The following is a 13,260-nucleotide window of genomic DNA, read 5'->3' as shown; positions in this document are numbered from 1 at the left end:
ACGCACGTTCCCGGGGGCAACCGGCCAGACGGAGAGACGGCCAGCGGCCGTCACGACCGTGCATCAGACCGCGTCGGACAACGAAGTGAAGGTGAAATCGCGCAGTTTCATCGGCGGGATCATCATCACCAGGCTGGATTCGTCACCGGCCACACGCACCGGCTTGCCCAGTTCTTCGATGTTGTTGAGCATGATCACCGGCGATTCGTTGAAGCGGAAGTTCTTCACCGGGTGCTTGATCTGGCCGTTCTCGATGTAGAAGGTGCCATCGCGGGTCAGGCCGGTCAGCAGCACGGTCTGCGGATCGACCATGCGGATGTACCAGGTGCGGGTGACCAGGATGCCCTTCTGGGTGCCACGCACCAGCTCGGCGGTGCTCTTGTCGCCACCGGCCATCAGCAGGTTGCCGGGCCGCGCGTTGGCGGTCTTGCCCTGCTTCTGCGCCCAGAAGCGCGAGTAGTTGAGGTTGGCGATCTTGCCGTTCTTGATGATGTCCAGCTTCTCGCGCGGCTGGCCTTCGTTGTCCCACGGCAGCACGGCGGCCTCGGGGTGCCACGGGTCGGCCACCATGTTCACGCGCGGGTCGTAGACCTGTTCGCCGAGCTTGTTGCCGCCGCCCTTCCTGGACAGGAAGCTGCGGCCTTCATCGGCCGAGCGCGCATCGAAGAAGTTCATCATGAAGCTGATCAGGCCCGCCGCGGCGGCCGGCTCCAGGATCACCGTGTACTTGCCCGGCTCCAGCGCCTTGGCTTCGGCCGATTCGGTGGCCTTGCGCATGGCGATGCGGATGTCCTGGTCGGCCTTGAAGTCAGCGGCCTCCTTGAGGTTGCGGCCGACCCAGCCCGAGCCGCGGCCGTCTTCGGTGCGCACCGTGCAGGTGTAATCGAAGTTGGTGCCGCGCTGGTAACCGAAGTTGCCGTTGCTGTTGGCGGTGGCCTGGAAGCTCTGGCCATCTTCGAGGAAGCCGGCCGCGATCAGGCCGTTGCCACGGCACGGCGCGATCGAGTCGGCGGCGACCTTGGCGCGGAACGCCGGGTCGATCGCCGCGGTGGATGCGCTGAAGGTCGGGCTGGGCCGGTAGGTCTGCTTGCCGATCGCCGGCAGGAATTCCGGGTTTTCCGGGGCCAGGCGGGCCAGATCCTCGGCGCGGCGCACCACGCGTTCCAGCGCGGCGTCGTCGAACTCGTTGATCGAGGCGGTGCCGACCCGCTTGCCGAAGGCGACCGTGACGGCCAGTTCGGTGTTGTCGACGATGCCGCTGGTGGAGACGTTGTTCAGTGCGAAACGGATGTTGCCGTCGATCGAGCCGGCCAGCACGGCGGTGCACTCATCGGCCTTGGAGAGCGCGATGACCTTGTCGAGGATGGCCTTGGCCTGGGCTTCGGTGAAGATACTCATGGATTGGGGCTCCTGACCGGTCAGCCGAGGCTGCGCGCGGTGTTGATGACGTTGATGCCGTTGAAGCGCGCGGTGGACGAACCGTGCGAGACCGCCGAGACCTGGCCCGGCTGGCCCTTGCCGTCGAAGAACGAACCGCCCAGGCGGTAGTCGCTTTCATCGGCCACGGCGGTGCAGGCGTTCCAGAACTCCGGCGTGCGGATCTGGTAGGCCACGTCCTCGAGCATGCGGGTGATCTGGCCGTTCTTGATTTCATAGAACAGCTGGCCACCGAACTGCGCGTTGTAGCGCTGCTGATCGATGGAGAACGAGCCGTCGCCGATGATGTAGATGCCGTTCTCGACGTCCTTGACCATGTCGGCCACGCTCAGCTTGGTCTTGCCCGGCGCCAGGGACACGTTGGCCATGCGCTGGAACTGCACGCTGGACCACGAATCGGCGTAGCAGCAGCCGTCGGACTCGGTCTTGCCCAGGATGTGGGCCTGGTCGCGGATGGTCTGGTAATCGACCAGCTTGCCTTCGCTGATCAGGTCCCAGCGCTTGGTCTTGACGCCTTCATCGTCGTAACCGACCGCGCCGAGGCTGCCCGGCTGGGTCTTGTCGGCGAAGATGTTGACCTTGTCGCTGCCGTACTGGAAATGCTGCTCGCGCTTGTCCAGCGTGGCGAAGCTGGTGCCGGCATAGTTGGCTTCGTAGCCGAGCACGCGGTCCAGTTCCAGCGGGTGGCCGACCGACTCGTGGATGGTCAGCCAGGTATGCGACGGATCCAGGATCAGGTCGTACTTGCCGGGCTTCACCGACGGTGCCTTGAGCTTCTCCTGCGCCTGCTTGGCCGCGGCGATCGCATCGGCCTTCATGTCGTACGAGTTGCGGTAGTTGACCACGCCGTTGGGCGAGACCGCCTTGCCGGTGCCGACGCCATCCAGGTACTCGTAGCCCAGGCCCATCGGCGAGGACAGCCCGGAGCGGGTGCGGAACTTGCCGGTGCTCTTGTCGATGGCGGTGACCGTCATCGGCGCCCAGATGCGGTGCACGTCCTGGTCGATGTAGGAGCCATCGGTGGAGGCGAAGTACTTCTGCTCGTTGACCAGGAACAGCATCGAGTTGACGAAACTGGCACCGGCGCCCATCGCGCCTGCGTTGACGTCCAGCAGCAGCTCGACCTTCTCCTTGATCGGCACGTCCATCGCGTTCTTGCGGATCGGCGTGCGCCAGGACACTTCGCCCACGCCGGGTGCGGCCGCCAGCTGCACCGGGGCGGTCTGCACCCCGGCGTTGGCCTTGGCGATCGCGGCGGCCTGCTGCGCGGCACGGGCCACATCGGTGGTGCCGAGCTGGTTGGTGGCGGCAAAGCCCCAGGCGCCGTTGACGATCACGCGGATGCCCACGCCGGTCGATTCGGTGTTCACCACGTTCTGGACCTTGTCCTCGCGGGTGATCACGTACTGGCGCAGGTAACGGCCGATGCGCACGTCGCAGTAGGTTGCGCCGGCCTGGCGGGCGGCGGCCAGCGCGGCATCGGCCAGGCGCTTCTTCAGGGCCGGATCGAGCGCGCTCTGCAGCTGTTCGGCGGCAATGACCTTGCCGAAGAACGACGGCACGATCAGTCCGCCGGCGGTAAGCCCGGTCAGGGCGAGGAAGTCACGTCTTTGCAAGGCAGCTCTCCACGTCGGTGTGGGGGTGGCAGGGAAACAGCGACATCAGGGCGACCGCCGCGGCGGCACAGCCGATTCTTGCGGCCATGCGGGCGCCGCGGTAGTGACATTCGGCACGGAGCGGGGACAGGCTCATCCCAGGCTGCGTGCGGTGTTGATGATGTTGATGCCATCGAAGCGCGTGGTCGACGAGCCGTGCGAGACCGCCGAGACCTGGCCCGGCTGTCCCTTGCCATCGAAGAACGAACCGCCGAAGCGGAAATCGCGCTCGTCGCAGATCGCGCTGCAGGCATTCCAGAACTCCGGCGTGCGGATCTGGTAGGCGGCGTCCTCGACCATGCCGGTGATCTCACCGTTCTTGATCTGGTAGTACAGCTGGCCGCCGAACTGCGCGTTGAAGCGCTGCTGGTCGATCGAGTACGAGCCACGGCCGTGGATGTAGATCCCGTTCTCCACGTTCCTGATCATGTCGGCCACGCTGAGCGGGGTCCTGCCCGGCGCCAGCGAGACGTTGGCCATGCGCTGGAACTGCACGCTGGACCACGAATCGGCGTAGCTGCAGCCGTGGCTCTCCTTCTCGCCAAGGATATGTACCTCGTCGCGGGTGGCCTGGTAGTTGACCAGGATGCCGTCCTTGACCAGGTCCCAGCGCTTGGTTTTCACGCCTTCATCGTCGTAGCCCACCGCGCCCAGGCTGCCCGGCGCGGTCTTGTCGGCGAAGAAGTTGACGATGTCGCTGCCCCAGCGGAAGCCCGCATCGCGCTTGTCCAGCGTGGCGAAGCTGGTGCCGGCGTAGTTGGCCTCGTAGCCGAGCACGCGGTCCAGCTCCAGCGGGTGGCCGACGTTCTCGTGGATGGTCAGGAACAGGTTGGACGGGTCCAGCACCAGGTCGTACTTGCCCGGCTTGACCGACGGCGCCTTGAGTTTTTCGCGGGCCTGGCGGGCCGCGGCGATGGCATCTTCGACCGGGTCGTAGGAATCGCGGTAAGCGACCACGCCGCCCGGCAGCGCGATCTTGCCGCGCGCGTCGCCGTCGAGGAATTCGTAGCCCATGCCCATCGGCGAGGACAGCCCGGCGCGGGTGCGGAACTTGCCGCTGGCCTTGTCGATCGCGGTAGCGGTGAACGGCAGCCAGATCCGGTGCACGTCCTGGTCGATGAAAGAACCGTCGCTGGAGGCGAAGAACTTCTGCTCATTGACCAGGAACAGCGTGGAGTTGATGAAGTCGGCACCGGCATTGAGCGCGGCCGCGTTCAGCGACAACAGCATGTCGACCTTGTCCTTGATCGGCACCGCCATCGCGTTCGTGCGGATCGGCGTCTTCCAGCTCACATCACCGACCCCGGTGACCGGGGCCAGCTGCACCGGGCGGGTCTGGATGCCGGCGTTGGCGCGGGCAATCGCCGCGGCCTGTTCCACCGTGGCCAGCACTGCGGCCGGCGTCTGCTGGTGCGTGGCCGCGAAGCCCCAGGCACCGTTGACGATCACGCGGATGCCGATGCCCGAGGATTCGCTGTTGGTGACGTTCTGGACGTTGCTCTCGCGGGTGATGATCGCCTGGTTGAGGTAACGCCCGATGCGCACGTCGCAGTAACTGGCGCCGGCCCGTTTGGCGGCGGCGAGCGCGGCCTCGGCCAGTGCCTTGCGCCGGCCGACATCGCCCGGTTCGAGCAGCTGCTCGGCGGCGATCAGCCGGCCGTGCGGCAGTACCAGGCCAGCCAGGCCCATTCCAGACAGCGCTAGGAACTCACGACGTTGCACAGCTCACATCCCCCAAGGACGGCCGACGGCACGGAGGCGGCCGGCGTTGGACAAGTCTTCGACTTTCGGTGCCAGCGCACAGTGGCACAAGTGACTGCGGTCATGGTTGGATGGAGATCGATTCCCTGCCGGTGTGACATCCCGATGAGCCAGATACGCTGGTCCGAGGCCTGCGAGCGCAACCGCGCGCCGATCCTGGCGGTGCTGCAGCGCCACTTCGCCGACCGCCGCCGGGTGCTGGAGATCGGCAGCGGCACCGGACAGCATGCCGAACACTTCGCCGGCGCGCTGCCGCACCTGCAGTGGCAGGCCAGCGACCATCCGGATCATCTGCCCGGGATCGCCGCGCGGCTGCAGGCCGCCGGCCTGTCCAACACGCCCGCCCCGTGGCCGCTGCAGGCGGTGCTGTCGCCCGCGCCCGGGCTCGGCCCGCTGCCGGCCGTCGCGCTGGCGTTCGATGCGGTGTTCAGCGCCAACACCCTGCACATCATGAGCTGGGCGCATGTCCAGGCGCTGTTCGCCGGACTGCCCGCGGTCATGGCCGATGACGCCGTGCTGGCGGTCTACGGGCCCTTCAATCACCACGGCGCCTTCAGCAGCGACAGCAACCGCCAGTTCGATGCGTGGCTGAAGGCGCGGGATCCGGCCTCGGGCATCCGCGACGCCGAGGCGGTGGATGCGCTGGCGGCCGGGGTGGGCCTGGTGTTGGTCGAGGACGTGGCGATGCCGGCCAACAACCGCCTGCGGGTCTGGCACCGCGGCCGGTAGCGCCGACCGCCGGTCGGCGGCGCTTGGTGCCGGGCCCGCGCTGCGGTTAGGATCAGGAGGGGAGGTTGTTGTGACAACCTGGGGGAGTTTGCATGGCAGTTGCAAGACAGATGCTGGCCGGCGTGATGCTGGCCATGGGGGCTTGTGTGTTCAACGTGTCGGCGCAATCGCTGCCGGCCGTGCAGGAGTTCTACTTCGACAACGACGCGGCCGCCACGCCGATGGTGGCGGTGACGGGCAGCAGTGCCGACCTGGTCGACCAGTTGATGAAGCAGCGCGAACGCGGCCGCAAGACGCTGGAGGCGACCGTGCAGCTGGCCGGCGTGGCGATCGCGCAGGGGCGGCCGGAACTGGGGCGCAGCCTGTACGAACAGGCCACCTCGACCACCGCCGTCAGCTCGATGCAGGCGCGTTCGGTGCGCTGGAACTACGGCTGGGACCTGTTCCGCCTGGGCGATACCGAGGCCGCGCTGGCGCAGTGGACCGCGGCCCAGAACGGGCTGCGCGGCAATCCGTCGTGGGTGCCGCCCACGTACGCGCTCGCCCTGTGGACACTGGGCCGCAAAAACGAGGCGGTGCAGTGGTATGCCGCCGCGGTGCGCACCGAGCCGCAGCAGTGGAGCGGGACGGACCGCTACGCCGCCCTGCTGCCGGGCTGGCGCGACAGCGAACGCAGCACGCTGGCCGAAATCCAGCAGGCGTGGGCCGAGAAACCGCCGGCCTGGCCGTGATCGGGCGTCCCTGCCCGCGCGGGCGGGCAGGGACTGTCGGTCGCGCGGGGCGCCGGCACGTCGACCAAGGTCGGGGCGTAGACCGCAGGCGCGTGGGCTAGGCTGTCGCGATGGCTTTCGATGCATTCGCGCTCATCCTGACCATGCTCGGCCTGGGCATGGCGTTCTCGCGCCTGCGCGCGCTGCCGGACAACACCGCCGATGTGCTCAACCGCATCGTGCTGTACGTGTGCCTGCCGGCGGCGGTACTGATCTACGTCCCGCGGCTGCACCTGGATGCCAGCCTGATCGGACTGGTGGCGACACCGTGGCTGCTCATGCTCGCCACCCTGGTCCTGGTCAGCCTGGCCACGCGCGCGTTCGGCTTCGCCCGCGACGTGCACGCGGTGCTGCTGATCTGCGTGGCGCTGGCCAATTCCAGTTTCATCGGCTACCCGATGGTGCGCGCGCTGCTCGGCGACCACGCCCTGCCGTATGCGGTGGTCTACGACCAGTTCGGCACCTTCGTACTGCTGTCGACCTTCGGCCTGTACGTGATCGCACGCTACAGCGGCGATACCCCGCCCACCGCCGCGCAGATCCTGCTGCGGATCGCGAAGTTCCCCCCGCTGTGGGCGCTGCTGTTCGCGTTGACCCTGATGCCCGAGCAGCCACCGGCCTGGATCGGCACCGGGCTGAAGCAGTTGGCCGATGCGATGCTGCCGCTGGTGATGCTGGCGGTGGGCTTCTCGATCCAGCTGCGGCTGCCCCTGGATGAACTCAAACCGCTGGGCATCGGCCTGCTGCTCAAGCTGCTGGTGATGCCGGCGCTGGCGCTGCCGATTTCCTGGGCCTTCGGCCTGCAGGGCACGATGCTGCAGGCCAATGTGCTTGAATCGGCGATGCCGACCATGATCACCGCCGCGGCGCTGGCGATGTCGCACCGGCTGGCCCCGCGCCTGGCCGCCGCGCTGGTCGGCTACGGCATCCTGCTGTCGCTGGTGACGCTGCCGGCGTGGGTATGGGTGCTGCACCGCCTGGCGGGATGACGCGCGGGCGTCACTCGTCCGCGCTGACCGTGCGCCCCCGGGCCCAGTCGCGCAGGGCGGTGACCTGTTCGGCCATCAACACCGACAACGGCCGGCTGCCGCGGATCTCCTGCATCAGCAGCCCGGTATCCAGCGCCCGGGATTCGGCATGCGCGGCGTACAGCCCGGAGACCACCGCCTGTTCGATCTCCGCGCCGGAGAAGCCCTCCGCCGCGGCCGCCAGCGCCGGCAGCGCGAAGTCGTCGGCGTTGAGCTGGCGCTTGCCCAGGTGCAGCCGCAGCAGCTCGATCCGGGTGTTGGGATCGGGCAGGTCGACGAAGAAGATTTCATCGAAGCGGCCCTTGCGCAGCAGCTCGGCCGGCAGCTCGTGCACCTGGTTGGCGGTGGCGACGATGAACACCGTGCTCTTGCGCTCGGCCAGCCAGGTCAGCAGGTGGCCGAGCACGCGGCGCGAGACGCCGCCGTCCTCGCCGCCACTGGCCAGGCCCTTCTCGATCTCGTCGATCCACAGCACGCAGGGCGCCAGCTGCTCGGCCGAGGCCAGCGCCTCGCGCAGGTTCTTCTCGGTCTCGCCGTGGAACTTGTCGTACAGGCTGCCGAAGTCCAGCCGCAGCAGCGGCACGCCGAAACCGGCGGCGGTCGCCTTGGCCAGCATCGACTTGCCACAGCCCTGCACGCCGAGCAGGAGCATGCCCTTGGGCGGATCCAGCCCGGCCGGGCCGGCACCGCCGAGGAACACCGGGCGGCGCTGGTTGACCCAGCGCTTGAGCCGGTTGGCGCCGGCCACGTCGGCAAAGCGGGTGGTGTCGTATTCGTAGTGCAGGTGCCCGGCGCGGTTGAGCAGCTCGAACTTGAGCCGGGCCAGCTGCGGCAGGTCGTCCTGGCTGAGCGCGCCGTCGGCGAAGATCAGCTGCCGGGCGATCCGCCGGGCATCGACCAGGCTCAGCCCGCGCAGGTTGTGCAGGATTTTCTGGACCGCCTCGTTGTCCACCTCCACGCGCCGTCCGCCGTTCTCGCGGGCATAGGCTTCGGCTTCCTCGCGCAGCATCTTCAGCAGCGCGTTGAGGTCGGGCAGGCGCGGGTTGAAGCGGGTGGCCAGCGCTTCCAGCTCGGCCGGGAGCTCGACCTTGGCCCCGATCAGCACCAGCACGTGCGCCTCGCAGTGCCGCCGCTGGATCAGGTCGCGCAGCGCGCGCTGATGGCTGGCATACCCCAGGTAGGGATGGAAATCGAGCAGCAGGTAGATGCCGCGCTGCTCGGCCTGCCGGATCATCTGCAGCGCCGCGCTGGCATCCGGCGGGCCGACCGGGTCGTCCTCGCGGTCCATGTCGATCCGGCGCAGGCCTTCGGTGATCGACCAGCGGTGCAGGGCACGCCAGACATGCATGAGGGTCTGCCGGAACAGCTCCACCACCCGGCCCTCATCCTGGGTCTCGATGATGATCAGCGGGGTGTTGGCGCGGATCAGCGCGCTGAGGTCCTGTAGTTCGCTCATGCTGGCGGTCAGTCCATTGGAACCATCCACGATAGCAAAGCCACGGCCGTCGGTTCGGGTTCAGCGCTGCGACTATCTCCGTCACAGGCGCCGGTGTAGGCTGCGGAAACGTTCCCCGGAAGCGAGGCTTGCATGAAGACGATCCTGGTGGCCGGTTCCAAGGGCGGGGTGGGCAAGACCACCGTTGCCACCCACCTGGCCGCGCATTCGGCATTGCAGGGCAGACCGACCGTGCTGGCCGATGCCGATCCACAGGGCTCCAGTACCCGTTGGGCACAACGGCGCTCGGTCCTGGAAAGCGCGGTGCTGCCGATCGACGTGTACCGCAAAAAGAGCTGGGAACGACTGATTCCCGACGGCACCGAGGAGGTCATCATCGATGCCCCGGCCGGTGCGATGGCCGACGATATTCCGCATTTCCTTGACGTTGCCGATGCCGTGGTGGTGCCGGTATTGCCTTCGGCGCTGGACATCGAGGCCATCGTCGGCTTCCTCAACAGCCTGTCGCGCGTCCCCCGCGTGCACAACCGCAGCCTGCCGGTCGGCCTGGTGCTCAACCGCACCAAACCCTGGACGCAGACCTCGCAACAGGCGATACAGATGTTGGCCGATTGGCCGTATGAGGTCGTCGCGCAGTTGCGCGACAGCCAGAGCTATGTGGTGATGGTCGGGCTGGGACGGAGTCTGTTCGACTACCGCTCGGCCCAGGTGCGCGAGCACCAGAGTGACTGGGAGCCGCTGTTGAAGTGGCTGAAGAAAGCCTGACACGAGAGATCCCATGCGAGAACTGATACTGCTGCGTCACGCCCATGCCGAAACCGCCAGCACCGGCCAGGCCGATCTGGACCGCCCGCTGTCGCCGGTCGGTCTGGCCGAAGCCGAGGCCGCCGGCCGCTGGCTCAAGGAAAACAACCTGCTGCCCGACTGCGTGCTCTGCTCGCCGTCACGGCGGACCCGCGAAACCCTGGAGGCCGTACTGGGCATCACCGGCTTCGTCGAGAAGCGGCTGGAGGATGCCGTCTACGACGCCACCCCGGGCACCCTGATGGGGTTGATCGATGCACGCCGCGACGTGGACCGCCTGCTGGTGGTGGGCCACAACCCCGGCCTGGAACAACTGGTGGCCCTGATGAGCGAGGGCACCAGCAGCGACTACCGCGGCATGCCGCCGGGCGGGATCGCGGTGCTGGCATTTGATCGTGATGCTGCCATCGAGCCGGGTGTCGCCAGCTTGACCGCCTTCTGGTGGCCATAACCCGTGTGGGCAGTCCGCGCGGCCTGGGTCGGGCTATTGCTGATGGCAGGGGCGGCGCATGCCGCCCCGCCGTCCTCCGTACCGGCACCGACCAGCCATGCGCTGGCCTTCGACACGGCCAAGTCGCGCTTCGGGTTTGAGATCAGGACCCGGCTGGGGCAGCGCATGGAGGGGGTATTCCCCCGCTTCGAAGGCAATATCGAGGTGCTCTCCGACGGTCGCCACCAGGTGCACCTGCGGATGTTCACCCGCTATGTCGAGATCCCCGGCAAGCCGCGCTACACCGGCTGGATGCGGGGCGAGGAGTTCTTCGACTCGGCCCGCTACCCGGTGGTCGAGTTCGACTCGCTGCCCTACTGGCCCGAGGTGGTCGACAAGGGCGGCAGCATCGAGGGCCGCCTGATCCTGCGCGGGGTCAGCCACCCGGAGACCCTGCGGGTCGAACCGCCGACGTGTGCCCGGGCCGGGTATGATTGCGATGTGGTCAGCCGCGGTACCGTCCAGCGTGGCCGGTATGGGATGGACAGCTGGCAGCTTGCCCTGAGTGATCGAGTGACCTTTGTATTGCGTGCGCGTCTGAGCGAGGCGCCGAAACCGTGAATCCATTGCTGCGTCTGTTGGTGCTGGCAACGCTGTTGCTGGGCAGCGGCTGTGCCTCGCTGTCCAACGCCGAGCGCGACCGCGCGGCCGGCATCGCCGTGCAGGCGCGCTCGACCGTGGTCGACTGCGACCAGCCGGACCGCTGCGCGCTGGATTCACCGCTGCGCGCCCTGGGCGGCCGCGCGTTCGCCGAATCCCGGCCGGACCAGCCGCGGCATTACGCCACCATCCTGGACGAGGGCGAGGTCTCCCTGGTCGCGCGGCTGAACCTGATCCGCAGCGCCACCCGCAGCATCGACCTGCAGACCTACATCTTCGACAAGGACGACAGCGCCCGGCTGGTGCTGGACGAACTGCAGGCGGCCGCCCGCCGCGGGGTCAAGGTACGGGTGCTGATCGACCAGCTCTCGGCGATCTCCGATCTGGAGATCCTCGGCGCCCTGTCCGGCAGCCATGCCAACTTCGCGCTGCGGGTCTACAACCCGACCTTCGGCAAGGCCCGCCTGAACTACTTCGATTACGCCGCCAGCGTGGTGTGCTGCTTCCGCCGCTTCAACCAGCGCATGCACAACAAGCTGCTGGTGGTGGACGACGCACTCGGCGTGGTCGGCGGACGCAACTACCAGGACGACTATTACGACTGGGACAGCGAATACAACTTCCGCGACCGCGATGTGATCGTGGCCGGCCCGGAAGTGCGCGAGATGGCCGCCAACTTCGATGCGTTCTGGCGCGCCCCACGCAGCGTGCCGGCCGAGCGTCTCAACGATGTCGGGCGCACGCTGCTCCGCCAGGGCGTCCCGACGATGCCGCCGGCCGACTTCCGGCGGCCGGAGCGGGTCGAGCGGGTCAGCGAAGAGGCCGACGATCCCGATTTCGTGCGCCGCACGTTCGTGGATACCGCCCTGCCGGTGGCCTCGGTGCAGTACGTCGCCGATCTGCCGCGCAAGCATCGCCGCGAACGCGCCAGCCAGCCGGCCAACGGCCAGCACGTGACCGAGCCGCAGCTGGACGCGCTGATCGCCAGCGCGCAGTCCGAAGTGCTGCTGCAGACGCCGTATCTGGTGTTGTCCAAGCCGGCGCAGCGCCTGTTCCGCGACCTGCGCAAGCGCGAGCACGCACCGCGCGTGGTGGTGTCGACCAACAGCCTGGCCGCCACCGACAACCCGATCGTCTACGCGCTGTCCTACAAGTACAAACGCCGCAACCTGCGCGAGCTGGCCTTCAACATCTACGAGTTCAAGCCGTTCCCGCTGGACGCGCCGGTGGATTACCGCAACCTGCTGCCCGCCCCGCTGGGAACCGAGGTGCCGCCGTCGCAGGGCAAGCGCAGCAGCCTGCTCGGCGGCAGCGCGGCCGGCAGCAATGCGCGCGGCAGCGGTAGTGCCGATGGTCGCCGCGGCCGCGATGCCGGCAGCGATGCGGACAGTGCCAGCGAGGCCCGCGCCACGCGCCAGCCCACGCCGGGTCCGTCCGCGCGCCGGCGCACCGATGGCAGCGTGGTCGAGCGCCGCGTGCTGCGTGCCGAAACCCGGCCCTCGTTCCTGGGCACCAAGGCGGTCAACAAGCCGCTGCCGGTCACCCGCAAGGGCGCGCGCATGGGCCTGCATGCCAAGTCGATGGTGGTGGATCGCCGCATCGGCGTGATCGGCACGCACAACTTCGATCCGCGCAGCGAGAACTACAACACCGAAGGCGCGGTGATCATCGATGACCCCGTGTTCGCCGAAGCGCTGGCGCAGAGCATCCTGCGTGACATCCATCCGCAGAACTCCTGGGTGGTCGCGCCGCGGGCCAAGCCGCCGGTGCTGTCCGGCCTGAACTACAGTGTCGGCAAGGCCTCCGAAGCGCTGCCGGTGCTCGATTTCTGGCCGTGGCGCTACGCCACCGACTACGAATTCCAGCCGGGGCCCGAGTGCCCGGACCCGCTCAAGCGGCAGGACCCGGCCTTCCACACCTGCTATGTGGCGGTCGGGGACTTCCCCGAGGTCAACGTCGGGCCGAAGTGGCTGCTGGTGCGCATGCTCACCGCCTTCGGCGCCGGGCTGGTCCCGATTCTGTAAGTCTGCAACCCCCACGGAGAAGCTGCATGTCCCAGGTATTCCGCGATGCGGTGTCGATCGAAGCCCTCAACGATCTCGGCCGCAACACGCTCATCGAGCATCTGGGCATCACGTTCACCGCCGCCGGCGAGGACTGGATCAGCGCGACCATGCCGGTCGACCCGCGGACCCGCCAGCCGTACGGCATCCTGCACGGTGGCGCCTCGGTGGTGCTGGCGGAAACCCTCGGCAGCAGCGCCGGCAATCTGTGCGTGGATACGACGCAGCAGGTCTGCGTGGGGCTGGAGATCAACGCCAACCACATCCGCGCCGTGCGCGCCGGCACCGTCACCGGCACCGCGCGTGCGGTGCATGTCGGGCGCAGCACCCAGGTCTGGGACATCCGCATCGAGGACGAGGCCGGCAAGCTGGTCTGCACCTCGCGGCTGACCCTGGCGGTGGTACCGGCCGTGCGCCCGGGCTGATCGCGCACATGGCACGGATGCTGTGTTGCGCGACCCACGACA

Annotated in this window: 12 protein-coding genes; 8 read left to right on the top strand and 4 right to left on the bottom strand. The window is 68.0% G+C overall.

Features of this window, described 5'->3' with window-relative positions:
* Positions 1–63 precede the first annotated feature (63 nt).
* The 3 genes from ABE473_RS02835 to ABE473_RS02825 all read right to left on the bottom strand — a co-directional run bounded on the left by ABE473_RS02835 (position 64) and on the right by ABE473_RS02825 (position 4,814).
* Positions 64–1,398: a TldD/PmbA family protein gene (locus ABE473_RS02835; RefSeq protein ID WP_179460580.1), complete on the bottom strand. Its 1,335-nt coding sequence runs from the start codon at positions 1,396–1,398 to the stop codon at positions 64–66.
* Positions 1,399–1,418: 20 nt separating this feature from the next.
* The gene (locus ABE473_RS02830; RefSeq protein WP_176990264.1) at positions 1,419–3,053 is read right to left on the bottom strand and encodes a TldD/PmbA family protein; all 1,635 of its coding nucleotides are present in this window, start codon (positions 3,051–3,053) and stop codon (positions 1,419–1,421) included.
* Positions 3,054–3,185: 132 nt separating this feature from the next.
* On the bottom strand, positions 3,186–4,814 hold the full coding sequence (locus ABE473_RS02825; protein WP_346488420.1) for a TldD/PmbA family protein: 1,629 nt from the start codon (positions 4,812–4,814) through the stop codon (positions 3,186–3,188).
* A 144-nt stretch (positions 4,815–4,958) separates the two neighbouring features.
* Between ABE473_RS02825 and ABE473_RS02820 the strand changes: the two genes are divergently transcribed.
* From ABE473_RS02820 to ABE473_RS02810, 3 genes are all read left to right on the top strand, one after another.
* Positions 4,959–5,582 (top strand): DUF938 domain-containing protein, encoded by a 624-nt coding sequence (locus ABE473_RS02820; RefSeq protein WP_346488419.1) that lies wholly within the window; start codon positions 4,959–4,961, stop codon positions 5,580–5,582.
* A 92-nt stretch (positions 5,583–5,674) separates the two neighbouring features.
* Entirely contained in the window at positions 5,675–6,313 is a 639-nt protein-coding gene (locus ABE473_RS02815) for a tetratricopeptide repeat protein (RefSeq protein ID WP_346488418.1), read from the top strand.
* A gap of 110 nt (positions 6,314–6,423) precedes the next feature.
* The gene (locus ABE473_RS02810) at positions 6,424–7,341 is read left to right on the top strand and encodes an AEC family transporter (RefSeq protein WP_176990260.1); all 918 of its coding nucleotides are present in this window, start codon (positions 6,424–6,426) and stop codon (positions 7,339–7,341) included.
* 10 nt (positions 7,342–7,351) lie between these two features.
* Here ABE473_RS02810 and ABE473_RS02805 read toward each other — a convergent pair whose 3' ends face one another.
* Positions 7,352–8,836 (bottom strand): AAA family ATPase, encoded by a 1,485-nt coding sequence (locus ABE473_RS02805; protein ID WP_346488417.1) that lies wholly within the window; start codon positions 8,834–8,836, stop codon positions 7,352–7,354.
* A 132-nt stretch (positions 8,837–8,968) separates the two neighbouring features.
* On the opposite strand from ABE473_RS02805, the gene ABE473_RS02800 reads away from it, so the two are divergent.
* From ABE473_RS02800 to ABE473_RS02780, 5 genes are read left to right on the top strand one after another with little or no spacing between them, the layout of a single operon-like run.
* Positions 8,969–9,601, top strand: coding sequence for a ParA family protein (locus tag ABE473_RS02800; RefSeq protein WP_176990258.1), 633 nt, complete (start codon positions 8,969–8,971; stop codon positions 9,599–9,601).
* Positions 9,602–9,614: 13 nt separating this feature from the next.
* Positions 9,615–10,091: a histidine phosphatase family protein gene (locus ABE473_RS02795; protein ID WP_346488416.1), complete on the top strand. Its 477-nt coding sequence runs from the start codon at positions 9,615–9,617 to the stop codon at positions 10,089–10,091.
* A gap of 42 nt (positions 10,092–10,133) precedes the next feature.
* Positions 10,134–10,691, top strand: coding sequence for a YceI family protein (locus ABE473_RS02790; protein ID WP_346488519.1), 558 nt, complete (start codon positions 10,134–10,136; stop codon positions 10,689–10,691).
* Positions 10,688–12,754 (top strand): phospholipase D family protein, encoded by a 2,067-nt coding sequence (locus ABE473_RS02785; RefSeq protein ID WP_346488415.1) that lies wholly within the window; start codon positions 10,688–10,690, stop codon positions 12,752–12,754. The genes ABE473_RS02790 and ABE473_RS02785 overlap by 4 nt, the downstream gene beginning before the upstream one ends.
* A 26-nt stretch (positions 12,755–12,780) precedes the next feature.
* Positions 12,781–13,218, top strand: coding sequence for a hotdog fold thioesterase (locus ABE473_RS02780; protein ID WP_346488413.1), 438 nt, complete (start codon positions 12,781–12,783; stop codon positions 13,216–13,218).
* The last annotated feature ends 42 nt before the right edge of the window (positions 13,219–13,260 follow it).

It is taken from the genome of Stenotrophomonas sp. TWI700 (assembly GCF_039673645.1).
GTDB lineage: Bacteria > Pseudomonadota > Gammaproteobacteria > Xanthomonadales > Xanthomonadaceae > Stenotrophomonas > Stenotrophomonas maltophilia_AA.
The sequence above is the reverse complement of the archived record's forward strand: the minus strand, read 5'-3'. Positions and strand labels throughout refer to the sequence as shown.